This is a genomic window from Vibrio splendidus (assembly GCF_001557875.1).
Classification (GTDB): domain Bacteria; phylum Pseudomonadota; class Gammaproteobacteria; order Enterobacterales; family Vibrionaceae; genus Vibrio; species Vibrio splendidus_F.
Genome location: NZ_LNRF01000004.1, coordinates 1 through 21,743, shown reverse-complemented (window position 1 = coordinate 21,743; position 21,743 = coordinate 1). Strand labels below are relative to the sequence as shown.

Sequence of the window (21,743 nt, the reverse complement as noted above, 5' to 3'; positions counted from 1 at the left end):
AGATTAAACCATGTGTGAATTGCTCGGTATGAGCGCGAATGTGCCAACTGATATTTGTTTTAGCTTTACTGGTCTTATGCAGCGTGGAGGCAACACAGGTCCGCACCGTGATGGCTGGGGTATTACCTTCTATGAAGGAAAGGGTTTTCGTACATTTAAAGATCCTAACCCTAGCTGTGAATCTAAGATCGCTGAGTTGGTTCAAAACTACCCAATTAAAAGCCAAGCCGTTGTCAGTCATATCCGTCAAGCCAACCGTGGTGGTGTTAATCTAGAGAATACACACCCTTTTACTCGTGAGCTTTGGGGGCGATACTGGACCTTTGCTCACAATGGTCAATTAACGGATTACGACGATCTGATTAGTGGTCGTTTCAGACCGGTTGGCGAGACAGACAGTGAGCTCTCTTTCTGTTGGCTACTCAAACAACTTGAAGAGCGTTTCCCAGAACCACCACAAGACATGGAAGGTATGTTTCGCTTTGTGGCTGAGTGTTGTGACCAGCTAAGAGAGAAAGGCGTTTTCAACATGTTACTCAGTGATGGTGAGTATGTGATGACATACTGCACTAACCATTTGTACTGGATAACAAGACGTGCGCCTTTTGGCAATGCGAGTCTGATTGATGAAGATGTTGAGATTAACTTTCAAGAAGAGACTACGCCTAATGACGTGGTAACGGTGGTGGCAACTCAGCCTCTGACTGACAATGAAGAGTGGTTTAGAATGAAGCCGGGTGAATACGCGCTGTTTCATTTTGGTGAGCTGATTGGCAATAATCATCAAGCGTTAGAAGATGTTGCTTATGCGCCGAAAAAGGTCGCGAGCCAAGCGCCTACTGAGCCATTAAGCTAATGCTGTAGATCGTATTGCTGAACCCAAACAAACGAAAGGCCGCTTACTGCACTAATAAGTCAGTTAGCGGCCTTTTTGTTTTCTATTTGAGTGATTGTCGGTTTGTTTAGCGGATCACTCTGATATTACTCTTCTGCGTAACCGTGTTTGCCCAATGCCTTACCGTCTAAGACAGCCTGCCCATTAAGCATTGATAAACGATCTTCCGCAAACCATTTGCATACCATAGGGTAAATGCAGTGTTCTTGAGTAAGCACTCGGCTTGCCAGCATATCAGCATCATCATCTTCAAATACTGGAACCTTAGCCTGTAAGATCACAGGGCCACCATCAAGTTCTTCGGTAACAAAGTGGACGCTAGTACCGTGTTCTTTATCTTGCGCATCAATAGCACGCTGGTGGGTGTGTAGACCTGGATATTTAGGTAGCAGGGAAGGGTGGATGTTGACCATTTTACCCGCATAGTGACGAACAAACTCTGAACTCAGGATACGCATGTATCCCGCTAGTACGATTAAATCGGGTTGATAAGCGTCAATCTGAATCATCAATTCATGGTCGAAGTCTTCACGTGAACCAAAGTCTTTTGGATTCACTGAATGTGCGTCAACCCCTGCGGTTTTCGCTCGCTCTAATCCAAAAGCCTCTGCTTTGTTTGAGAAGACTGCCTTAACTGAAGCATCAATCATATTGCTATCACAGGCATCCAAAATTGCCTGTAAGTTACTTCCGCTTCCTGAAACTAACACAACGATGTTTTTCTTAGAGTGACTGGTTTTATTTGAGTGATTGTTTTTCATAGAGTGGGTCATACGATTGATTAACTGGACTGTTTACAATGTACCTACATAAACTAAGGGTTTCTGCGGGCTAAATAGCAAAATGAGGACCATTAGGTCCTCATTGATTAACTAAGTAAGTGAGCGTATCACTTATTTGATTTCAACTTGCTCTTCGCCAGCTTCAGCGTTTGCGATCTCACCGATAACCCAAGCGTTTTCGCCTTCAGCTTTCAGTAGTTCAACAGCAGCGTCTGCTTGATCTTTAGGTAGAGCAACAACTAGGCCTACACCACAGTTGAAAGTGCGGTACATTTCAAATGTCTCCACGTTGCCTTTCTCTTGTAGCCAGTTAAAGATAGCAGGCCATTCCCAGCTCTTGCCATCAATGACTGCTTTAGTACCTTCAGGAAGTACGCGTGGGATGTTTTCCCAGAAACCACCACCTGTGATGTGCGAGATAGCATGAATGTCATGCTCTGCAATCATCTTAAGTGCCGATTTTATGTAAATCTTAGTGGGTTCTAGTAGGTGCTCACCGATAGTGCGACCTTCTAGTTCTTCACTCTTATCAGCACCAGAAACTTCTAGAACTTTACGAATTAAAGAGTAACCGTTTGAGTGTGGACCACTTGAGCCAACAGCGATAAGTGCGTCACCTGCTGCTACTTTAGTACCGTCGATGATGTCAGCTTTCTCCACAACACCAACACAGAAGCCAGCTACGTCGTAGTCGTCGCCTTCGTACATGCCTGGCATTTCAGCCGTTTCACCACCGATTAGTGCACAACCAGCTTGGACACAGCCTTCTGCAATACCAGAAACAACGTCTGCTGCGGTATCTACATCTAGCTTACCTGTTGCGTAGTAATCTAGGAAGAATAGCGGCTCACCACCTTGAACGATTAAGTCGTTCACACACATTGCCACTAGATCGATACCAATGGTGTCGTGTTTTTTCAGATCCAAAGCAAGGCGAAGTTTAGTACCAACACCATCAGTACCTGAAACAAGTACCGGCTCTTTGTATTTCGTTGGAAGTTCACATAGGGCGCCAAAGCCACCAATACCGCCCATAACTTCAGGGCGACGAGTGCGTTTAACAGCACCTTTAATACGGTCTACTAGTGCATTACCTGCGTCGATATCAACACCAGCGTCTTTGTAGCTTAGAGAAGAAGTATTACCACTCACGGGATAGTCCTCGAACTTAAGTTGGATGTGAAAGCGGCGCTATTCTAACAGGGCTTGATTACCAAGAGCAAACGTTTGCGCGGTTTTTTTTATTAGAATAAAGATTCTGAAATAACCACAGAGTTCGTGTATAATCTACAGGTTTGTTTAAATATTGCCGGAGTTGGAAATGAAAGTTGTTGAAGTGAAACACCCGCTAGTAAAACATAAAATTGGCCTGATGCGTGAAGGTGAGATTAGCACTAAGCGTTTTCGTGAGCTAGCGACAGAAGTGGGTAGCCTTCTAACATACGAAGCGACATCAGATTTTGAAACTGAGCGCGTAACGATTAACGGTTGGAACGGTCCTGTAGAAGTTGACCAAATTAAAGGTAAAAAAGTAACAGTAGTACCAATCCTACGTGCTGGTCTAGGCATGATGGACGGCGTTCTTGAGCACATCCCAAGTGCACGTATCAGCGTTGTGGGTATCTACCGTGACGAAGAAACGCTTGAGCCAGTACCATACTTCAACAAGCTTGCATCTAACATCGATGAGCGTATTGCTCTAGTAGTAGATCCAATGCTTGCGACAGGTGGTTCTATGATCGCGACTATCGACCTGATGAAAGAGAAAGGTTGTAAGCACTTTAAGATTCTTGTGCTTGTTGCTGCTCCTGAAGGTATCGCTGCTCTAGAAAAAGCGCACCCAGATGTTGAGTTGTACACTGCTGCAATCGATGAGAAGCTAAACGACAAGGGCTACATTGTTCCTGGTCTTGGCGATGCTGGCGATAAGATCTTCGGTACTAAGTAATTCGGTTTCGGCTTAAGTGACTCTAAACTGTTCCTTAACTCGCTGAATCAACCGCATTAATAAAAAGGGAGAGCATTCGATGCTCTCCCTTTTTTGATCTTGTTCGGTTGTGATTCTATTGAATCTACTCTTACCGATTCATTAGTCGATTTGAGCTTTATCTACCACAGTGTTGTCACCTAGCTCATCTGGAAGTACTAGGTTAAGTAGAATCGCGACGATACCGCATAAGCTTACGCCTTGTAGGCTAAAGTCGCCGATGCCAAATGCCATGCCGCCAATACCGAAGACTAACGTAATGCCCACAATCACAAGGTTACGTGATTTGTGTAGATCAACTTTGTTCTGAATTAGAGTATTCAAGCCTACGGTTGCGATAGAACCAAACAGTAGAATCATGATGCCGCCCATCACAGGAACCGGAATTGTTTGGAGTAGTGCGCCTAGCTTGCCAACCAATGCAAGAACAATAGCTGTTACCGCAGCCCAAGTCATGATCACTGGGTTGAATGCTTTCGTCAGCATTACCGCGCCTGTTACTTCACTATAGGTTGTGTTTGGTGGAGCGCCCAGCATAGATGCAGCAATCGTTGCCACGCCGTCGCCTGTGATTGTGCGGTGCAGGCCTGGCTTCTTAAGGTAGTCTTTACCCGTCACGTTGGAAATCGCAAGCATGTCACCTACGTGCTCAACGGCTGGTGCAATCGCGACAAACACCATGAAGAAGATAGCGTTGATGTTGAACTCTGGCGCTGTGAAATTTGGCAGAGCTAACCAAGATGCTTGCGCTACTGGTGCGAAGTCGACAGCACCATAAACCAAGCTAGTGATGTAACCCGCAACAATACCACCGAAGATTGGCAGTAGCTTAAGGAAGCCTTTAGAGAACACACTGATGACAATGGTCACTAACAGTGAAATCGAAGAGATCCACAGTGCTGCGTCTGCATCAACAAGTTGAACTGCGCCATCACCTGTTTTACCTAGCGCCATGTTTACCGCCACAGGCGCAAGACCTAGACCGATAACCATGATTACAGGGCCAACCACGACAGGTGGAAGTAACTTGTGGATGAAGGCTACGCCACGAACTTTAATCAACGCACCCATTAATACATACACAACACCCGCCGCCATAAGACCGCCCATGGTTGCACCTACACCCCAAGTTTGAATACCAAACATGATAGGTGCGATGAATGCGAAAGAAGACGCTAAGAAGATTGGCACTGAACGGCGTGTAATAAGTTGGAATAAAAGGGTACCGATACCTGCGCCAAAGAGTGCAACGTTAGGATCGAGTCCAGTCAGTAGCGGCACGAGTACAAGCGCACCAAAAGCTACGAACAGCATTTGCGCACCTTGCAGAGCATTCTTCATGTTATGTCCTTAAAAATGGTCGTTATATGAAAAGTGAAAAATAAAATTCGCAGGATTCTATCACTTAGCAATCGATTGCCGCACCAAATAGATCAAATTTATTTATCTTAGTGATGTTTTATATTTATCAAGGCTCGGAAATTCAGTCTATAAGTGAGCGATTTATCATGGTCAGGTGATATTTTGTGGTTATTAAACAGAGTGGGTGCTAACGACCTTGCCCCTCAATCCATAGTTGCTTATCATCTAGGCACAAGATTTGAATATTAGGATCAGTATGCGCTATATAGCATTGTTGTTGATGGGACTATTAGCCTCTCCGAGTTACGCTTTAACTCAAGTAGATATCTTTAGTGCTGAAGTTGCGATTAACGCTGAAGACAAACAGCCAGAACAAGTGGCAAGAAATACAGGTATGGAGCAGGTATTGATACGTGCGACTGGCCAAACTGATGTCGCTTCGAATGAGACAATTCAAAAGGCGATGCGCAAAAGTGCGCAGTACATGTCTCAAATGAGTTTTGGCGAAAGCAACGATCAATCAACATTGCGCATGCGTTTTAACGGTGCTCAAATCCGTTCTCTATTGACTCAAGCGCAGTTACCGTACTGGCCTGACACGCGCTCAAACATCCTTGTTTGGCTGGTGGAAGAGGACAACTACGATAAGAACATCGTGTGGGAACACTCTAACTCACAGTTGGCCGCAGGCTTACAAGCGAACGCAAAAGAGCGAGGTTTGCCTTTGACGCTGCCTGTTGGTGATTTTGACGATATTACAGGTATTGCGACTTCTGATTTGTGGGGTAGCTTTGTTACGCCAATCAGTAAAGCGAGTCAGCGTTACCCTGTTGATGCTGTGTTGGTGATAAAGGCTCAATCTTCAGGTCTTCGTTGGACTCTATACGATCAAAAGCCAAGTCAATTGACGAGCACACCAAAATCGCCAGTGAGTGGTTCGGTATCGGGCAACAGCGCCACGACTTCTAAGAAGTTAGTCGACCAAATCAGTAACTACTATGCAGGCAAAAGTGCTGTGACGGTAGCAAGTGAGTCATCAGAATCGATTTTAACGCAGTTTATTAGCCTGAATAATGCTCAAGACTTCTTCCAGCTGGAGAACGCACTTAAGCGTCTAAACTCGGTGGCAAGCCTAGATATTCTGAAGATTCAGAACAATGAAGTTACTTTCCGAATTCACTTATTGTCGACTCAACAAGAGTTTGAGCAAGAAGTGGCAAGCATTCGCCAAGTTGCGAAGGTTGAAGAATCTTACATTGAGCCTGAAGTGAGCCCTGAATTTGAAACTCAAGACAACACAATGTCTGTAGGTGATGATTCAACAGATGCTGCTGAAGTCGTTGGTGACGAAACTGACTCAGGCGTACAAGTGATTAATGGCAACGAGGTATCTGAGGATACTGAGCTAACGAACACGCCTGACGCAACGCTAGAGGAATCTAACACAGCTGATACTGCGCCTGTACATGCTAAGCCAAGCTTGGTCTACGAGTGGGTTCGCTCATAATTGTCTGCTGAGATGACTGATTAAAATGAAACATTAAAAAGCCCTGCAAGAGCAATCCTGCAGGGCTTTTTGTTTATCTAGTGTCTGTGTTCAAGAGCAACGTATCAATATTATTGCTCGAATTTCGCTTTTTCTTTCTTTTCTACTTCCGAAAGGCGCTTCAACTTGATGCCTAACTCTTTAGCCCTAAAGCGAGTAAATAAGATATTGCCCGCGAAACCAAGAGTCGTCAGAAGCAGTTCTACAGCCGCTAACAAGCGTTCACCATCATCTACATACAAAATAGTTAATGCGTGTAGGAAATAGAGCATCAGGACGAAATTCGCCCAAGCGTGCGTATAAGGCTTACCGGCTAAAATGCCTGGTAATGGCAGTAACAGCGGTATTGCCCAAGCAATTGCCAGTGTTACATTACTGAGATGAGGATGCGGCGAAAGTGTCATCTGCCAAGCCACCACCCAGAATAAAAGCGACAAGTTACCCGCTAAAGCAAGGTAGCGAAATAACTTGGTTTTGGGAGACATTGCCTTCTCTGGCATATACATCATTGAGAAATTCCCTTCTGGTTTAGTGCGATGCGCGCTAGGCGTTTGCCTAGGTTTTGAGCCAACTCAATTTCTTCTTTGCTAAGCGAAGCGCTTTCTCCAGTACTGCTTGCACCATAAGGCGTACCACCAGTTTGCGTGGTGTGTAGCGCAGGTTCTGAGTAGGGGATACCCACGACTAACATACCGTGATGAAGCAGAGGCAACATCATGCTTTGCTGTGTCGTCTCTTGACCACCATGCAGTGATGAAGAAGAGGTAAATACACAAGCTGGTTTATCGATGAGATCGCCATTGATCCACATTGATGTCGTGCTATCCCAAAAGTGCTTCATTGGCCCGGCCATGTTGCCAAACCAAACCGGACTGCCTAGCGCCAAACCATCACAAGATCGAAGTTCTTGTAACGAGGCGATAGGATCGGTTGGTTGATAACGCGAATCAGGCTGCTCTTCTACTGTGTACACGTCGTTAACCGTTCTTAGCATGGCTTCGCAGTTCGGGATGGATTCAACCCCTCGTGCAATTTGCCTTGCTAGAGCTTGTGTGTTGCCGTGACGACTGTAGTAAAGAACAAGAATGTTAATGCTCATATTGGATTACAGAATCTCTAGCACTTGCTCTGGTGGACGACCAATCTTTGCTTTGTTGTTCGCGACAACCACTGGGCGCTCAAATAGTTTTGGATTGGTTGCCATTGCGGAGAAAAGATCTTCATCAGTAACCGAAGCATCACCAAGGTTTGCTTCTTTGTAATCCGCTTCTTTGGTGCGCATCATGTCGCGAACACTCTCAAACCCAAGCTGAGTGAACAGTACTTTCAGCTGTTCAACCGTCAAAGGATTTTCTAGGTATTTGATTACCTCTGGCTGTACGCCGTTTTCCTGAAGCACTTCTAGAGTTTGACGGCTCTTTGAGCAGCGTGGGTTATGATAAATCACGACAGACATGGTTCTTCCTCATTATTATTTTTTGATTTAATTGTTTAGCTGAAGCCACCAGAGGTGACTTCTTTTTTGTGTAACGTTGAGCTTTCTTTTTATTCTGGTAACGAGCTGTTACCAGTAAACATCCTATTGTAGCGACAAGAAGCGTTCTCGTTGAATCATCAGCTGATCAATTCGAGCGTCGTAGCGTGCTTGTTTTAGGCTACCAAGCTCTGCGATTTGGCTTGCTTGCGTGTAGTACTGAATCGCTTTGTTCCAGTTGGCTTGCAGAGCCAAAATTTCTGCACGAGCTGCCAGTTCTTCGTCGCTATTACCAAGGCTCGTATTTACTTTTGAAAGTAAGTGCCAGCCATTGGTGTCGTTCGGATTATCGTGTGTGTAACGTTGTAATACGCGAACGGCTTCTTGTAGATCTTCATTTTCAATCAGTGCATTGGCGTAGTTAATGGTCAGAACCGGATTGTTTGGCTGACGAACCAGTGCCGATTTAAGTTCTTTAATCGCAATCTCAGGCTGCTTCTTCTCGATGTGCAGATCGGAAATAGCATCTAGATAAAACAGGTTAGTTGGGTCGCTGTTAATTAGCTTGTTCAGAATCGGTTCTGCTTTGTCTAATTTTTTAGAATCTAGGTAAACCAGTGCTTGGCCATACTCTAACGATGGAACCAAGGCTTTAGGGGCTTTCTTCAACTTACGCTCAAACCAGTCAAGAGCTGCATCATTATTAATGCCAGCATAGCGCGCGACAATACGGGCTCTTGCTAGATGGTAATCCAGTGATGGAGCCAGCTTCAGAGGCGGATAGCTGCGAGCACGTGCGCGTGAATCTGTGATTCGGTCTTCTGGTAATGGGTGAGTCAATAACATTGGTGGCGGTGTGCTTGCATAGCGGTATTCATCAGCCAAACGGCCAAAGAAACGTGGCATAGCATTCACATCGAACCCTGCTTTTGCAAGCGTGTTGATACCAAAACGGTCGGCTTCTTTTTCATTACTACGCGTGTAGTTGATTTGGCTTTGCATGTTGCCCGCAGTAGTCGCAGTTAGGGCTGCGATCCCCGCTTCTGGTGCAGCAATTGCCAGTAATACAGAAGCAGCAAGTGCTGCGATGGTTACAGGAGAGCGGCGAGCTTGATCTTCCATACTACGTGCCAAGTGACGCTGAGTAACGTGCGCGATTTCGTGCGCTAATACTGAAGCCAGTTCACTTTCAGACTGTGCATGCAGGAATAGACCTGAGTGCAAAGCAACATAACCGCCAAAGAAAGCAAAGGCGTTAATGTTGCGGTCACGGATCATAAAGAACTGAAAAGGCGTCTTTACATCATTCGCGTTTGCGACAAGGCGGTGGCCAAGCGTATCAATATACTGGTTTAGAACAGGGTCGTTTACGATAGGCTGGCTGCTTCTGATGATACGCATATAGGCATCACCATAGATAAGCTCTTGGTCGATAGTGAGCGTGCCGCCAGCAGCGGTACCGATATCGGGTAGCTCCAAACTATTGGTATTCGCCAACGTTGGGGTACTTAATGTAGCTGCGATGCATAAGCAAGCAATTGAGCGAGCGCGTTTAAACATATTAGTCAGTAATACTCCGTTTCTTCTGACAGTAAGACAAGTGCAATGCAAATTGGTTCTTTATCTGATTTAACCTTTGCCAAGTGCGTGCGCTATCATGAAGGAAGATGAATCAATGATGGCGCGTTTTCAAAAACAGATTACAATACGACCCTTATAATAAGCATCGAGCTCAAGAATGACACCTAATATTCTAGATTTACGCCAAGAGCGCTGTCCAATGGCGTTATTATTAGCCAAGCGTCACAGTGTAAAATTAGAAGTAGGGCAATCATTGTCAATTTATGTCTCTGATAACAGCTCGATGAAAGATATTGTTACTTTTTTGTCTAAGCAAGCCTATGACGTCATCACTGAGGTTTGCTCTAATTACTATCATCTCCTCGTCACTAAAAAGGAATTGCAGTCAGATGCTTGAAATGGTCAATCGTTGGTATAAACGACGTTTCTCTGATCCACACGCTGTCAGTTTGGTTGCCATCATTCTATTCGGCTTTATTACGATCTACTTCTTTGGTCACTTGATCGCACCGTTATTGGTTGCGATTGTGTTGGCTTACTTGCTTGAGTGGCCTGTGACTCAACTTCAACGATTGGGTGTTCCAAGAACGCCGTCGGTGATGTTGGTGATCTTAATGTTCTTTAGCGTGATGCTATTGGCGATATTTGGTTTGGTACCGACCATTTGGGAGCAAGTGGGCAACCTAATCAATGATATTCCAAGCATGTATGGCAGCCTACAAAAGTTCATCGCGACGATTCCAGAGCGCTACCCTGAACTGGCTAACTTGCAGATTGTTGAGTCAGTTATGTCTAACGCGAAGAACAAAGCGCTAGGCTTTGGCGAAAGCGTTGTTAAAGGCTCTTTAGCGTCTCTTGTGAGCTTGGCAACATTGGCGGTTTACTTGATTCTCGTACCACTGCTTATCTTCTTCTTGTTAAAAGACAAAGAAGAGATGATCAGAATGGCGAGTGGTGTACTTCCTCGAAATCGTCGTTTAGCGACCAAAGTATGGGAAGAGATGAACCAGCAAATCTCGAACTACATTCGTGGTAAAGTCTTAGAGATTTTAATCGTTGGTGGTGTGAGTTACGTAACCTTCGCGATTCTGGATCTGCGTTATTCAGTCTTGTTGGCTGTAGCGGTTGGCTTCTCAGTACTAATTCCTTATATCGGCGCGGCAGCTGTGACTGTTCCAGTAGCGATTGTTGGCCTGTTCCAATGGGGGCTAGAACCTCAGTTCTACTGGCTGTTACTTGCGTACGGCATTATCCAAGCACTAGATGGTAACGTGTTGGTTCCGGTTCTGTTCTCTGAAGCTGTGAACCTGCACCCAGTCGCGATTATTGTTGCGGTATTGGTGTTTGGCGGACTGTGGGGGTTTTGGGGTGTGTTCTTTGCTATCCCGTTGGCAACACTAGTCAAGGCGGTTTGGAATGCCTTACCGAGTCATGCACTAGATGATGACCCGGTACATCATCAATAACGAAAAATGAATGATAAAAAAGGCGACTATCGATGATAGTCGCCTTTTAATTTATCTGAGTTCGTAGTGAGTCTAGATAGCTCACTCCAACTGATATTAGGCTTCTTGATTGAAGTACTCTAGAACCACTTCGTGGTGAGTCTTAGTCTTGAACTTGTTGAAGACGTGCTCAATCTGACCTTCTTCGTCAATTAGGAAGCTAATGCGGTGCAGGCCATCGTAGACCTTGCCCATGAATTTTTTCTCACCCCAAACGCCAAACTGTTCAGCAACGCTGTGGTCTTCGTCAGATAGCAGTGTGAAGTTTAGAGATTTTTTCTCAATGAAGTTAGGTAGGCGTTTAACTGGGTCGATACTGACACCTAGAACAACCACGTTTAGGTCATCCAGCTGTGCTTTGATATCACGCAGGCCCTCTGCTTGTACGATACAACCCGGAGTCATTGCTTTTGGGTAGAAGTAGAAAAGTACTTTTTTACCTTTGAAGTCACCAAGAGATACGATATTGCCATCTTGATCTGGGAGCGAAAAAGCAGGTGCTGGAACACCAGCCATTAGCGTATTCATGATATTTCCTTTTTAAAGACTGTTTTTAATAAAGTTGAGCGAGCCTTGGACTGATAGGCTCTGACACAGCGAATTGAATTCTTCTTGTAGCTGCATCAAGTTACATTCTGATTGTACAGAAGCGGTAATAGAGATATGGAATTGGTCGTTGTCGAGTTGAACCTTAGACTTATTGATGGTTCGTGCACTTAACGAATCGAGGCCGATATTTCGGTCTGCGAAGAACTGGGTAAACTGCTCAGTAAGGCCGATTTTATCGTCTGACTCAACGAACACCTCTACTGTGTAAGAGTTCTCAATAACATCATGAGTTGAGGTTCGCTTCATAATCGTAATCAAGTCGTGCTCTTGTCCAAGCAAGGGCAAGGTGGTTTCAACGCGGGTGATGTTGTTTGCCTTTCCAGACAGCAGCATGATAAGCGTAAATTCTTCGCCAAATAGAGCGATACGGCTATCAATAATGTTACAGCCTGATTGGGTGACTAAATGAACCACTTGGTTGCATACACCTGGGCGATCAGTGCCCACAGCTGTGATTACTAGATGTTGAGTCATAAAATCACGTCTCTTTATATTCCATTGATTCATGCATGTTAGCACAGTTAGCTCGTGGAATAAGCGTGCGTACGGGGCTTTTTATGAGGCTTCTTGTTTCTAACATGTAACCAATGATAAGAATATTGAGAGTGTTAAAAAGTGAGATAGAGTGGTGAGAGTACAGCTTACTTATTGCTGACATCCAATGATGTGCTATCCGCTAGATTGAGCGCAGGTTACCATAATTCTAGGTAGAACCGCCGTTAGAAGTCGTTTTACCTCAAACATACGACAATATTTAATGCAGATGTTGCCGGTAAGCCACTTTAATGTCTTGTGTTTATTGATTGGCTTACAGTAACATGCAAAAAGAATAAATTAAGGGAGATAGACATGTTTTCAGGAAGTATCGTTGCGCTAGTTACGCCATTTAATACAGATGGTGAAGTGGATTTCGACAGCCTTAAAAAGTTAGTTGAGCACCATGTTGCTGCAGGTAGTGATGGTCTGGTTGCGGTTGGCACAACAGGTGAGTCTTCAACACTCACTATTGAAGAGCATGTCAAAGTCGTCAATAAGATCGTTGAATTTGCTGATGGCCGTATTCCCGTTATCGCTGGTACAGGTGCAAATGCGACTCACGAATCTGTTCTATTCAGCCGTTTGTTAAATGGCTCTGGTATTGCTGGTTGCCTGAGCGTAACACCTTACTACAACAAACCGACTCAAGAAGGTTTGTACCAACACTACAAAGCGATTGCTGAAGTCAGTGACGTTCCACAAATCCTATACAATGTACCGGGTCGTACTGCTGTAGACTTGTTACCAGAAACGGTTGCTCGCCTTGCTGAGATCGAAAACATCGTTGCACTTAAAGATGCGACGGGTGATCTCGACAGAATTGCAATTCACCGTGAACTTTGTGGCGAAGACTTTATCTTACTAAGTGGTGATGACTTAACAGGTCTAGAATTTGTTAAGCGTGGTGGTGATGGCGTGATCTCTGTAACGAACAACGTTGCAGCCGCAGATATGGCAACCATGTTCAAGCTAGCGAAAGAAGGTAAGTTTGAAGAAGCAGAAGCGATCAATGAGCGTTTGATGCCTCTACATAAGAATTTGTTCGTTGAGTCTAACCCTATTCCCGTAAAATGGGCGGTTCATAAAATGGGTCTGATTGCTGAAGGTGGCTTACGCCTACCGCTGACTGAACTGTCAGAGCCAGCTCAACCTGTTGTTGCTCAAGCAATGACTGAAGCGTGCATTTACTAAAAACGTATGAAGTGATGCCGAAGCGAACCTTCGGCATTTAGGAGTATAAATGAAGTATTCTCACCAGCTAGTGATTGGGTCACTGGCTGTTTTCGTTCTTACAGCATGTTCTGGCAGCCCGACTCAACGTCGTCAAGCCAAAGATGATTTCGAATACTTAGAAACACCTGAGTTTTCACAATGGCAATTGCCTGAAGATGCTCAGCCTCAGTTCTACCCAAACTTTGACATCCCAAGCGGTGAGTTCAGCGGTGGTATTGGCCGTGAAGTGGATATTCGTCCACCGCAACAGGTTCTTGAATTGATTCCTGGTGCACGTGCTGAGCGTCAAAATGGTGAAGTGACACTATGGCTTCTTCGTGCTGAAGAGGCAGACAGAGTGTGGCAAACTGCTGTAGATATGCTGGCTCAGCGTGGTATTGGTATTCGTGAGCAATCAGAGAATGAGATTGAGACTGATTGGGTAACTTGGGTTTCTGAAGATGAAGACGTAGAGATTGGCAGCCGCTACTCTATGTCTCGTTTCCAAGCGAACAACCGTCACGGCTTCAAGATTAACCTGATTGATTGGCGTGAAGGTACTGAAGAGAAACCGGTAACGGCAACCAATAAAGAGCGTTACAACGCGTTCCTGACTAACCTAGTTATGGCTAAGTACGATGAAAACCTTCGTGCTGAAGCAGCGCTGAAAGCGCAAGAGTTGGTGAAGCGAATCCCAATCTCAATGGGTGCGGACCGCAGTGGTTTCCCTGTGATTATTGCTCGTACACCATACAATGTATTCTGGCAGCGCCTGCCTAACTTGTTACCCGCTATGGGCTTTGAGCTTGAAGAACGTAATCAATCTCAGGGTACGGTGAAGGCGAAGTACGCAGCACCAGATGATGAGTTCTGGGAAGAAATTGGCCTACAGCCTATCGATTTAGCGCCAGGCACTTACAACTTCCTATTTGGTGACCTTGGTAACCGTACGTCGATTAACGTAACGGATGCATCAGGTAAGCCAGTAGAAGAAGAGTTGCTTAAGTCAATGGTTCCGGTACTAGCGCATATTGCTGACCAGACCAAAGATGACAAAGAAGCGAAAGCTGAGTAGTAGCACTTAAGCAGTCACAGAGCTGGGTTCAATCAGCTCTGTGACTAGCTAAAGCCAATAAAAAAGAGGACACATTGTGTCCTCTTTTTTATATTCGTTGTTATTAGACTATTGGTCAATCAAGCGGATTAGCCAAAGCAAAAAGTTATGCGTCTTTATTGTCTTTGGATTCTTCTTTTTCAGCTTTCTCTTGGTTAAGTTTATCCAAGCGATTGAGCTTATCTAAATCTCGCTCAGTTTTACCACGACCCGTCAGATCCATATTGGCGGTCTGTTTGAGCGCCGCGATGTTACCCACCACAACGCTTACCACGATGATGATGATAACCCAAGGGTTTGTAAGCCACTCCAACATAAGCGCTCCTAATGACTGATATTCGCTACGAAGCGCGCGTAGATCTCGTCTAGCTGCTCCATAATAATCTCATACCCTAATATTGGCTTAGATTGGAGTTGCTTGCCAAGTAAAGTAGGAGATAACTGTGATAAACACGACTCCGATACTTTACGATGGCTGATATGCCATGGTTCGATCGCTACACCACCAAGGTCTTCGCTATAAGGAAAAAAGAACCCAAACTGCGAAGCATGAACAGACAACCATTGGTAAAATGCCTGCTGGTGGCCAGTAAGGTATTCCCATGGCTCTAATTGCAGCTGTGTGCCTTCTGGTAAGTCGTTTCGAGCAAAGACATCAAAGTCACAACCCCAATGGTGACGGCTCGCACCGGGAAGGGCAGACCACCTAAGAATGGCTGACAGTTTTTGGTGCTCACTGAGTATTGAAGCATCAAGTGGTTGGCTTTCTGAATCTAATATTGGAGCGTCACCAGAAAACTTACGGTTCCAAATCAGAGATTGCCTTTCATAGTCGCGAAAGCCACTGGCAATCTCCATTTTAAAGCCAGCGAGTTGAGCAGCTTCAATCAAATTGTTTAGGTCACCTTTGACGTCACTGTGAACCAAGAAGGTTTTGCTGCCAATGAGGCTAGGTTCTAGGTGAGAATCTGATTGTCCGGTTAGCTGCTCTGGTGTCATAACGTGCCTCTCAATAATTAGATGCTATGAATCGCTGATAAAAGAACTATTTAGCGAACAGGTTCACTAATGTTTTTTCGTACATGTCGGTTAGCTTCTCTAAATCAGCCACTTTCACGCATTCGTTAACCTTGTGAATAGTTGCATTCACTGGGCCTAGTTCTACGACTTGCCCTTTCATGCGTGCAATAAAGCGTCCGTCAGATGTCCCACCTGTTGTAAGCAACGCAGGTTTAACATCATTTACGTCACCTACTGCATCGACAATAGCATCAAGCAATGAGCCTGCGTCTGTTAAGAACGGGTCACCATTGAATGTCCATTTAAGGTCGTATTCGAAGTCGTACTTATCTAGCGTAGTTGTGATTCGTTCAACGATGATGTCGTTGCTTAACTCGGTACTAAAACGCAGGTTAAACTGAACATTGAACTCACCAGGGATAACGTTTGAAGCCCCTGTACCCGCGCTTACATTTGGGATTTGGAAACTGGTTGGTGGGAAGTAATCATTACCTTTATCCCACTCAGTCGTTGCCAACTCGTTGATTGCAAGCAGAGAGCTGTGTACTGGGTTATTTGCAAGGTGAGGGTAGGCAACATGACCTTGTGTACCCTTAATCGTTAGGTCGCCTGTGATAGAGCCACGACGACCGTTCTTCACTACATCACCTACAAACTCAGTGCTTGATGGTTCACCGACAATACACATGTCGATGTTCTCACCGCGCGCCATCAACGTTTCAACAACACGTACCGTACCGTTGATGAAAGGACCTTCTTCGTCAGAGGTGATAAGGAAACCGATTGAACCAGTGTGATCTGGGTGTTTGGCGATGAACTGTTCTACAGCCACAATCATTGATGCCAGAGAGCCCTTCATATCTGCCGCGCCGCGACCATGTAAGTAGCCATCAACGATCGTTGGCTCAAATGGCTTGGTGCTCCATTGCTCGATTGGACCCGCTGGTACCACGTCAGTGTGGCCTGCAAAAGCAAATAGAGGCGCTTCGGTACCACGACGAGCCCAGAAGTTCGTAGTATCTTCAAATACCATGACTTCGATTTCAAAGCCGAGTGCTTTTAAGCGTTCAATCATTAGGTCTTGGCAACCTGCATCTTCTGGTGTTACCGATTGACGGCTGATTAGGTCTTTTGCCAGAGCCAAAGTTGGGCTGTCTGTCATCCTTGAATTCCTTGTTTAAATAAAACGTCTAGTCATTAATGTTTAGGACGCTGATTTCATGAACAACGTCCAGTTGTCTATCTATGTAAATACAACGGCCTAAGAAAAAACAGCCGCGTATTGGTCGGCTTTAAATCCGATGTGAAGCTTACCATCTACTTTTAAGATTGGGCGCTTGATCATTGCTGGTTGCTCAACAAGCAAAGCCACTGCTTTTTCTTCCGTTAACGTGTCTTTTTGCTCTTGAGGAAGTTGGCGATAAGTTGTCCCACGTTTGTTTAGCACAAGCTCCCAACCTAGCTCAGAACAGAAGTTTGTTACTAGCTCTGTGCTGATGCCTTGTTTGCGATAATCGTGAAATTCGAACTCGATACCTTCAGCTTCGAGCCATTTCTTTGCTTTTTTAATAGTGTCGCAATTTGGGATACCAAACATAGTGATAGTCATTATTCTTCCTTTGAGTGATTTTATTTCATTGTTATGAGTTGAATCCTATCAGGAAGCAGCAACTCAGACAAAATAGAGTGATGAATATTTCATAGAGTGAAAAAAAAGCGTAAGAAAATGTCACTATTGGAGACTTATTGATCAGCCTCAACATGTTGTCAGCGAAAAAAGAAATAATTGAGCTGCACATATATAGGAGGTGTCAATGGAGTTGAGTCCTGTTTTTGCAAGGCGGCTATATTTAGCATTGTTAGTGGAAAGCCTTGATAGGCCAAATGTGCCTAAACTCATCGAAAAAACGGGGTGGCCTCGTCGTACTATTCAAGATGTACTCAAGGCGTTACCGGGGATCGGTATTGAACTTATGTTTGTTCAAGATGGGCGACGTCATAATGATGGCTATTACCAGTTATCCGACTGGGGGCCATTTGACAGTCAATGGGTTATCCAGCGTAAAGGCGATATAGCAACAAGCCTTGGATTTAGTGCATAAGCCAGCGAAAGCTGGCTTTCTTTTTTGTAGTAGAAGTAGTCGTGGTAGCATCTCGCTCATTTTAGTGCTGAGCTACCTAATTACGTTTCTATCTACTTACACAAATAAGCTGTGCCCAGCATGGTCACGGAAGTGGCAAAGTCTTGGGGAAGGGTAAATATCACGGTGTCTGCGCCTAGTTCAATCGTATTCGATTTGAGTTCATTCATGGCGCCCTGAATCAAGGTGTCGTTTGGGTAAAACAGGTAACTATACCAATGCCCCTCGCTGCCGGTGACCTCTCCTTTATATTCGCATTGGTCGATATTAATCAGGCCGTGGTAGTCCATTTGTACTTTGTCAGCTTCGCTATGGGGCATTGATGTCGGTGTCGTGCAACCAAGCAATGCACCACTTATAATCAAAGCGACTAATTCCTTTTTCATACGATTACCCTGTTATTTCATCAAATAAATTGCGAAGCCTATCCAGCTAGCGACCAATAGTAGCCACGGCAATTTATTGGCGTGATTTGATGTGGTTTCAACGCTAGTGTCGATATCCTGCTCTTGAGCTTGGTGCGCTTGTTGAGTCTGCTTCTCTTTCTGTACTCGTTTCTTTGCTTTATCAGCTTGGCGACTGCGTTCTTTTTGCTGTTTCTTATAGAGCGCAATGCCTTTCTCAATCCCCTGAGCAATCAATTTAGTTTGTTCTTTGGTCTGAGCAGGTTTTTGAGTCGCTTTGGCTATCTTCAGTGCTTCTTGTTGAGATTCAACAGACGGTGTACTAGTTTTCTTTTTCATACTGAGTTCGATAATTAAAACGGATTAACCAATAAGATAACGCAAACCTAGTTAAGTATGAATGATTTGCGTTAAAGTGTTGGTTTGAAACTAAGTGAAAGTGAGATTTGTGCGGTACTCCATAGAACAATACGATAAGCACGGCTTTTTAAAAGCCCCAATTCTATTATGGTTGGGTTGGCTGTTTCTTGCGAAAGCTCTGGTCGTGTTCATTGTTGCAGGTGCAAGTAGAGAGTCGGGAACCGATATTCTCGAGATCATCTATCCAGATCATCATATGTTTTATGTAGGGATCGCTTTGAGTATCCCTAGCTTGTTACTCATGTGGTTGTTTGGGCTAAGATCTCCAGATAGAAAGCGCTTGAATAAAGTAGTCTCATGGGGGCGTTGGGTCACTATGACGGCTATTTTAGCACAAGGCTCTCATACGATTTATTTAATCTATTTGGATAACGGATGGTTCCGTTGGTCAAATGGTCTCACTCTATTGCTGCTCTTATGGTTAGCGCTTTATCTAACTAATAGCCATGCAGCAAAGGATTGCTTTAAAGTGGTTGAGCACGAAGACTGATTCTCATCAAAACATTTGTCCTATTCACAATTATACTTAGAAGCTAAAAATGGAAGGAATAATCTATGCTTAACACCTCAAATGAGAAGATCAACGTTCAAAGTGCAATTTTGCCTGAAGCTGGGCCTTTCGCTCTTTACGTTCAACTTAAAGTGAATGCTAACGCTACTAATGTACTCGCAGAAATTCAAAAGATTCCAGCTCTAATTGAAGAGCTAAACCAAACTCAACCAGATGCGAACCTAACAGCGTCGGTTGCGTTTTCGAAGGCTTTTTGGGATAAGTTCGAGCAAGCTGCTCCCGCGGACTTAATTGATTTTCCTGCACTTGGCGAAGGCGACGTTACGGCGCCGAGCACGCCAGCAGATGTCTTGATTCACTGTCACTCAAACCGACATGATCTCCACTTCTTTATTTTACGTAAATTGCTATCTGAAGTAGCGTCTGACGTAGAAGTGGTTGATGAAACCTACGGTTACCGCTTCCTAGACTCTCGTGATATGACTGACTTCGTTGATGGCACTGAGAATCCGAAAGATGCACAACGCGCTGAAGTGGCGATTGTTCCTGAGGGTGAATTCGCTGGTGGTAGTTATGTGATGGTGCAGCGTTTTGTGCACAACCTGCCAGCTTGGAATCGTTTGAATGTATCGGCACAAGAGAAAGTGATTGGTCGAACTAAACCTGATTCAATTGAGTTAGATGATGTTCCTGCGGCGTCTCACGTTGGCCGTGTGGATATCAAAGAAGAAGGCAAGGGGCTTAAGATTGTTCGCCACAGCCTACCTTACGGCACGGCTACGGGCGATCACGGCTTATTGTTCATTGCTTACTGTAACGTTCGTCATAACTTCGATGCGATGTTAGAGAGCATGTACGGCGCAACAGACGGCAAAACAGACCAACTGCTTCGCTTTACCAAAGCAGTGACTGGCGCTTACTACTTTGCACCTTCAACTGACATGTTGAGTGCATTAACGGTTAAGTAAATCGTCTCAAAATAGAATAAACAAAGGGAGCCTCAGGGCTCCTTTTTTATTAAAGCTTTAGATAGATTGGTCGATATAAGAGCAATCGTGAGTTTTATTCATCTTTTTGTAAGTGAAGGTCTATGGCTATAACTGTTAATACAAATGTCTCGGCGTTAGTAGCTCAGAGAAACCTCTCTAATGCTAATAACATGCTGAACCAATCTTTGGAGCGCTTAGCTTCAGGGAGCCGTATTAATAGCGCAAAAGACGATGCGGCTGGCTTACAGATCTCAAATCGATTAGAAGCACAGATGAGTGGCATTGATGTTGCCGTTCGAAATGCTAACGACGGTATCTCCATTATGCAGACTGCAGAAGGAGCAATGAATGAAACCACTAATATCATGCAGCGCATGAGAGATTTGTCCCTACAAGCGAGTAACGGCTCGAATAGTTCATCGGAACGAATCGCCATTCAAGAAGAAGTCACCGCCTTAAATGACGAGCTGAATCGAATTGCCGAAACCACTTCATTCGGTGGTAAAAAGCTCCTTAACGGCAGTTTTGGGCACTCCTCGTTTCAAATCGGCGGCAGTTCCGGCGAAGCCGTGCAAATTGGCTTAAAAAGCATGCGTACTGATGACATTAACATGGGCGGTTTTAGCTACGTTGCTAACGGCATGGCCGGTGATTCATGGGAAGTGAAATCGAACCAGAATGATATGACGATGTCGTTTACCGATCGTTTTGGTCAGCCACAAGAGATCACCATCAACGCGAAAGCGGGCGATGATATCGAAGAGTTGGCGACTTACATTAATGGTCAAACGGATCTCGTATCAGCTTCCGTCAATGATGACGGACAGCTTCAGATTTATATGTCAGGTGAAGATACCGCGGGTACCATCTCTTTTTCAGGTTCATTAGCCAGTGAGCTTTCGATGTCAGCGGGCTATCACGAGTCAGTTAATGACATCAATGTCACCGATGTAGGTGGTGCTCAGCGTGCTGTCTCTATTTTGGATACAGCGATGAAGTATGTTGATAGTCATCGCTCTGAACTAGGGGCAATGCAAAACCGCTTTGATCATGCCATCAATAACCTTGAAAATGTTCATGAGAACTTGGCGACATCAAATAGTCGTATTAAAGATACCGACTACGCCAAAGAAACGACTCAGATGCTCAAGCAACAAATACTGCAGCAAGTGAGCACAACGATACTCGCTCAAGCTAAGCAAGCGCCGAATCTAGCTTTAACGTTATTAGGTTAATGAATTACCTCGGACTTTATAAAGGCATTTCAGCTTAGCCAGTGCTTTTTGGCGAATAAAAACACAATTCCCCACTCGACTGACTTCCCGGCAACTTTAGCGATTTTCTCATCTTTTTTCGATAATTTTACGACCAGTCACGCTTTCTTCTGTTTTACCGCTATTTCTTTAATTTTGTTGTTTTTTTCCTAAAGGTTTCGTCAATCACGCCGTTATTAAAAGTAACTTAGAGATAACTACTTGGTTTTCCGAGACGTCGGAAACCGCTATACCGGAAAATCAATTGGAGAAGTCACCATGGCAGTGAATGTAAATACAAACGTTTCAGCGATGACAGCGCAACGTTACCTAAACAACGCAAACAGCGCACAACAAACATCAATGGAGCGTCTAGCTTCAGGCTCAAAAATCAACAGCGC

At 44.7% G+C, this 21,743-nt stretch carries 26 protein-coding genes and 1 pseudogene; 12 read left to right on the top strand and 15 right to left on the bottom strand.

Going from position 1 to position 21,743, the window contains the following annotated elements:
• The first annotated feature begins 10 nt into the window (after nt 1-10).
• Nucleotides 11-856 carry a class II glutamine amidotransferase gene (locus tag ATB74_RS11470; RefSeq protein WP_061018591.1) on the top strand — a complete coding sequence of 282 codons (846 nt, stop codon included), beginning with the start codon at nt 11-13 and terminating at the stop codon, nt 854-856.
• Nucleotides 857-981: 125 nt separating this feature from the next.
• Here the strand turns inward: ATB74_RS11470 and purN are convergent, their stop codons facing one another.
• Both purN and purM read right to left on the bottom strand, forming a co-directional pair.
• Complete coding sequence (gene purN, locus ATB74_RS11465; RefSeq protein WP_061018589.1) at nt 982-1,656, bottom strand: phosphoribosylglycinamide formyltransferase; 675 nt, start codon at nt 1,654-1,656, stop codon at nt 982-984.
• A 132-nt stretch (nt 1,657-1,788) separates the two neighbouring features.
• Nucleotides 1,789-2,829 (bottom strand): phosphoribosylformylglycinamidine cyclo-ligase, encoded by a 1,041-nt coding sequence (purM, locus tag ATB74_RS11460; protein ID WP_008222945.1) that lies wholly within the window; start codon nt 2,827-2,829, stop codon nt 1,789-1,791.
• Between the two features lie 169 nt (nt 2,830-2,998).
• Here purM and upp point away from each other — a divergent pair, with 169 nt between their 5' ends.
• Nucleotides 2,999-3,625 (top strand): uracil phosphoribosyltransferase, encoded by a 627-nt coding sequence (gene upp, locus ATB74_RS11455; protein WP_017060716.1) that lies wholly within the window; start codon nt 2,999-3,001, stop codon nt 3,623-3,625.
• Between the two features lie 141 nt (nt 3,626-3,766).
• Here the strand turns inward: upp and ATB74_RS11450 are convergent, their stop codons facing one another.
• Nucleotides 3,767-5,005, bottom strand: coding sequence for a uracil-xanthine permease family protein (locus ATB74_RS11450; RefSeq protein ID WP_061018587.1), 1,239 nt, complete (start codon nt 5,003-5,005; stop codon nt 3,767-3,769).
• A 277-nt stretch (nt 5,006-5,282) separates the two neighbouring features.
• Between ATB74_RS11450 and ATB74_RS11445 the strand changes: the two genes are divergently transcribed.
• Entirely contained in the window at nt 5,283-6,533 is a 1,251-nt protein-coding gene (locus ATB74_RS11445; RefSeq protein ID WP_061018585.1) for a DUF2066 domain-containing protein, read from the top strand.
• Between the two features lie 110 nt (nt 6,534-6,643).
• On the opposite strand, the gene ATB74_RS11440 is transcribed toward ATB74_RS11445, so the two are convergent.
• The 4 genes from ATB74_RS11440 to ATB74_RS11425 all read right to left on the bottom strand — a co-directional run bounded on the left by ATB74_RS11440 (nt 6,644) and on the right by ATB74_RS11425 (nt 9,606).
• A complete protein-coding gene (locus tag ATB74_RS11440) occupies nt 6,644-7,081 on the bottom strand; it encodes a DUF2069 domain-containing protein (protein WP_061018583.1) in 438 nt (145 codons plus the stop codon).
• Nucleotides 7,078-7,671: an NAD(P)H:quinone oxidoreductase gene (gene wrbA, locus ATB74_RS11435; protein ID WP_050619931.1), complete on the bottom strand. Its 594-nt coding sequence runs from the start codon at nt 7,669-7,671 to the stop codon at nt 7,078-7,080. The genes ATB74_RS11440 and wrbA overlap by 4 nt, the downstream gene beginning before the upstream one ends.
• Before the next feature lie 6 nt (nt 7,672-7,677).
• Nucleotides 7,678-8,028: an arsenate reductase (glutaredoxin) gene (arsC, locus tag ATB74_RS11430; RefSeq protein ID WP_061018581.1), complete on the bottom strand. Its 351-nt coding sequence runs from the start codon at nt 8,026-8,028 to the stop codon at nt 7,678-7,680.
• Between the two features lie 123 nt (nt 8,029-8,151).
• Nucleotides 8,152-9,606, bottom strand: a complete 1,455-nt coding sequence (locus ATB74_RS11425; RefSeq protein WP_061018579.1) for a beta-barrel assembly-enhancing protease — start codon at nt 9,604-9,606, stop codon at nt 8,152-8,154.
• Nucleotides 9,607-9,784: 178 nt separating this feature from the next.
• Between ATB74_RS11425 and ATB74_RS11420 the strand changes: the two genes are divergently transcribed.
• A complete protein-coding gene (locus ATB74_RS11420) occupies nt 9,785-10,024 on the top strand; it encodes a sulfurtransferase TusA family protein (RefSeq protein WP_004734311.1) in 240 nt (79 codons plus the stop codon).
• Nucleotides 10,017-11,093: an AI-2E family transporter gene (locus ATB74_RS11415; protein WP_061018577.1), complete on the top strand. Its 1,077-nt coding sequence runs from the start codon at nt 10,017-10,019 to the stop codon at nt 11,091-11,093. The genes ATB74_RS11420 and ATB74_RS11415 overlap by 8 nt, the downstream gene beginning before the upstream one ends.
• A gap of 96 nt (nt 11,094-11,189) precedes the next feature.
• On the opposite strand, the gene bcp is transcribed toward ATB74_RS11415, so the two are convergent.
• Nucleotides 11,190-11,660: a thioredoxin-dependent thiol peroxidase gene (gene bcp, locus ATB74_RS11410; RefSeq protein ID WP_061018576.1), complete on the bottom strand. Its 471-nt coding sequence runs from the start codon at nt 11,658-11,660 to the stop codon at nt 11,190-11,192.
• 12 nt (nt 11,661-11,672) lie between these two features.
• Entirely contained in the window at nt 11,673-12,215 is a 543-nt protein-coding gene (locus ATB74_RS11405; protein ID WP_060982506.1) for a glycine cleavage system protein R, read from the bottom strand.
• A 375-nt stretch (nt 12,216-12,590) separates the two neighbouring features.
• On the opposite strand from ATB74_RS11405, the gene dapA reads away from it, so the two are divergent.
• Together dapA and bamC are read left to right on the top strand one after the other, a co-directional pair.
• Nucleotides 12,591-13,469, top strand: a complete 879-nt coding sequence (gene dapA, locus ATB74_RS11400; protein WP_050644965.1) for a 4-hydroxy-tetrahydrodipicolinate synthase — start codon at nt 12,591-12,593, stop codon at nt 13,467-13,469.
• 49 nt (nt 13,470-13,518) lie between these two features.
• Nucleotides 13,519-14,565 (top strand): outer membrane protein assembly factor BamC, encoded by a 1,047-nt coding sequence (gene bamC, locus ATB74_RS11395; RefSeq protein WP_061018573.1) that lies wholly within the window; start codon nt 13,519-13,521, stop codon nt 14,563-14,565.
• Nucleotides 14,566-14,710: 145 nt separating this feature from the next.
• Here bamC and ATB74_RS11390 read toward each other — a convergent pair whose 3' ends face one another.
• The 4 genes from ATB74_RS11390 to ATB74_RS11375 form a co-directional block, all read right to left on the bottom strand.
• The gene (locus tag ATB74_RS11390) at nt 14,711-14,920 is read right to left on the bottom strand and encodes a DUF2897 family protein (RefSeq protein WP_019821638.1); all 210 of its coding nucleotides are present in this window, start codon (nt 14,918-14,920) and stop codon (nt 14,711-14,713) included.
• Between the two features lie 8 nt (nt 14,921-14,928).
• The gene (locus ATB74_RS11385; protein ID WP_061018572.1) at nt 14,929-15,603 is read right to left on the bottom strand and encodes a M15 family metallopeptidase; all 675 of its coding nucleotides are present in this window, start codon (nt 15,601-15,603) and stop codon (nt 14,929-14,931) included.
• 46 nt (nt 15,604-15,649) lie between these two features.
• Nucleotides 15,650-16,786: a succinyl-diaminopimelate desuccinylase gene (gene dapE, locus ATB74_RS11380; protein WP_060982503.1), complete on the bottom strand. Its 1,137-nt coding sequence runs from the start codon at nt 16,784-16,786 to the stop codon at nt 15,650-15,652.
• A gap of 99 nt (nt 16,787-16,885) precedes the next feature.
• Entirely contained in the window at nt 16,886-17,233 is a 348-nt protein-coding gene (locus ATB74_RS11375; protein ID WP_048606538.1) for an ArsC family reductase, read from the bottom strand.
• Between the two features lie 205 nt (nt 17,234-17,438).
• Between ATB74_RS11375 and ATB74_RS11370 the strand changes: the two genes are divergently transcribed.
• Nucleotides 17,439-17,726 (top strand): winged helix-turn-helix domain-containing protein, encoded by a 288-nt coding sequence (locus tag ATB74_RS11370; RefSeq protein WP_004734273.1) that lies wholly within the window; start codon nt 17,439-17,441, stop codon nt 17,724-17,726.
• A 92-nt stretch (nt 17,727-17,818) separates the two neighbouring features.
• Here ATB74_RS11370 and ATB74_RS11365 read toward each other — a convergent pair whose 3' ends face one another.
• Complete coding sequence (locus ATB74_RS11365; RefSeq protein WP_061018570.1) at nt 17,819-18,151, bottom strand: DUF4156 domain-containing protein; 333 nt, start codon at nt 18,149-18,151, stop codon at nt 17,819-17,821.
• A 12-nt stretch (nt 18,152-18,163) separates the two neighbouring features.
• A complete protein-coding gene (locus ATB74_RS11360) occupies nt 18,164-18,508 on the bottom strand; it encodes a DUF2956 domain-containing protein (protein WP_061018569.1) in 345 nt (114 codons plus the stop codon).
• A gap of 109 nt (nt 18,509-18,617) precedes the next feature.
• Here ATB74_RS11360 and ATB74_RS11355 point away from each other — a divergent pair, with 109 nt between their 5' ends.
• From ATB74_RS11355 to ATB74_RS23785, 4 genes and pseudogenes are all read left to right on the top strand, one after another.
• On the top strand, nt 18,618-19,079 hold the full coding sequence (locus tag ATB74_RS11355; RefSeq protein WP_060982500.1) for a DUF2919 domain-containing protein: 462 nt from the start codon (nt 18,618-18,620) through the stop codon (nt 19,077-19,079).
• 65 nt (nt 19,080-19,144) lie between these two features.
• The gene (locus ATB74_RS11350) at nt 19,145-20,068 is read left to right on the top strand and encodes a Dyp-type peroxidase (RefSeq protein WP_061018566.1); all 924 of its coding nucleotides are present in this window, start codon (nt 19,145-19,147) and stop codon (nt 20,066-20,068) included.
• A 122-nt stretch (nt 20,069-20,190) separates the two neighbouring features.
• Nucleotides 20,191-21,324, top strand: a complete 1,134-nt coding sequence (locus ATB74_RS11345; RefSeq protein WP_061018564.1) for a flagellin — start codon at nt 20,191-20,193, stop codon at nt 21,322-21,324.
• A gap of 297 nt (nt 21,325-21,621) precedes the next feature.
• Nucleotides 21,622-21,743: pseudogene (locus ATB74_RS23785) on the top strand (flagellin); the annotation flags it as partial.

Excerpts from the sequence above, each read along its gene's own strand:
- arsC (WP_061018581.1), bottom strand. The coding sequence starts at position 8,028 with ATGTCTGTCGTGATTTATCATAACCCACGCTGCTCAAAGAGCCGTCAA.
- ATB74_RS11445 (WP_061018585.1), top strand. The coding sequence starts at position 5,283 with ATGCGCTATATAGCATTGTTGTTGATGGGACTATTAGCCTCTCCGAGT.
- ATB74_RS11370 (WP_004734273.1), top strand. The coding sequence starts at position 17,439 with ATGGAGTTGAGTCCTGTTTTTGCAAGGCGGCTATATTTAGCATTGTTA.
- purN (WP_061018589.1), bottom strand. The coding sequence starts at position 1,656 with ATGAAAAACAATCACTCAAATAAAACCAGTCACTCTAAGAAAAACATC.
- ATB74_RS11345 (WP_061018564.1), top strand. The coding sequence starts at position 20,191 with ATGGCTATAACTGTTAATACAAATGTCTCGGCGTTAGTAGCTCAGAGA.
- wrbA (WP_050619931.1), bottom strand. The coding sequence starts at position 7,671 with ATGAGCATTAACATTCTTGTTCTTTACTACAGTCGTCACGGCAACACA.
- ATB74_RS11375 (WP_048606538.1), bottom strand. The coding sequence starts at position 17,233 with ATGACTATCACTATGTTTGGTATCCCAAATTGCGACACTATTAAAAAA.
- ATB74_RS11385 (WP_061018572.1), bottom strand. The coding sequence starts at position 15,603 with ATGACACCAGAGCAGCTAACCGGACAATCAGATTCTCACCTAGAACCT.
- ATB74_RS11440 (WP_061018583.1), bottom strand. The coding sequence starts at position 7,081 with ATGATGTATATGCCAGAGAAGGCAATGTCTCCCAAAACCAAGTTATTT.
- ATB74_RS11405 (WP_060982506.1), bottom strand. The coding sequence starts at position 12,215 with ATGACTCAACATCTAGTAATCACAGCTGTGGGCACTGATCGCCCAGGT.
- bamC (WP_061018573.1), top strand. The coding sequence starts at position 13,519 with ATGAAGTATTCTCACCAGCTAGTGATTGGGTCACTGGCTGTTTTCGTT.
- ATB74_RS11420 (WP_004734311.1), top strand. The coding sequence starts at position 9,785 with ATGACACCTAATATTCTAGATTTACGCCAAGAGCGCTGTCCAATGGCG.
- upp (WP_017060716.1), top strand. The coding sequence starts at position 2,999 with ATGAAAGTTGTTGAAGTGAAACACCCGCTAGTAAAACATAAAATTGGC.
- ATB74_RS11415 (WP_061018577.1), top strand. The coding sequence starts at position 10,017 with ATGCTTGAAATGGTCAATCGTTGGTATAAACGACGTTTCTCTGATCCA.
- dapE (WP_060982503.1), bottom strand. The coding sequence starts at position 16,786 with ATGACAGACAGCCCAACTTTGGCTCTGGCAAAAGACCTAATCAGCCGT.
- ATB74_RS11425 (WP_061018579.1), bottom strand. The coding sequence starts at position 9,606 with ATGTTTAAACGCGCTCGCTCAATTGCTTGCTTATGCATCGCAGCTACA.
- dapA (WP_050644965.1), top strand. The coding sequence starts at position 12,591 with ATGTTTTCAGGAAGTATCGTTGCGCTAGTTACGCCATTTAATACAGAT.
- ATB74_RS11360 (WP_061018569.1), bottom strand. The coding sequence starts at position 18,508 with ATGAAAAAGAAAACTAGTACACCGTCTGTTGAATCTCAACAAGAAGCA.
- ATB74_RS11365 (WP_061018570.1), bottom strand. The coding sequence starts at position 18,151 with ATGAAAAAGGAATTAGTCGCTTTGATTATAAGTGGTGCATTGCTTGGT.
- ATB74_RS11350 (WP_061018566.1), top strand. The coding sequence starts at position 19,145 with ATGCTTAACACCTCAAATGAGAAGATCAACGTTCAAAGTGCAATTTTG.
- ATB74_RS11450 (WP_061018587.1), bottom strand. The coding sequence starts at position 5,005 with ATGAAGAATGCTCTGCAAGGTGCGCAAATGCTGTTCGTAGCTTTTGGT.
- ATB74_RS11470 (WP_061018591.1), top strand. The coding sequence starts at position 11 with ATGTGTGAATTGCTCGGTATGAGCGCGAATGTGCCAACTGATATTTGT.
- bcp (WP_061018576.1), bottom strand. The coding sequence starts at position 11,660 with ATGAATACGCTAATGGCTGGTGTTCCAGCACCTGCTTTTTCGCTCCCA.
- ATB74_RS11390 (WP_019821638.1), bottom strand. The coding sequence starts at position 14,920 with ATGTTGGAGTGGCTTACAAACCCTTGGGTTATCATCATCATCGTGGTA.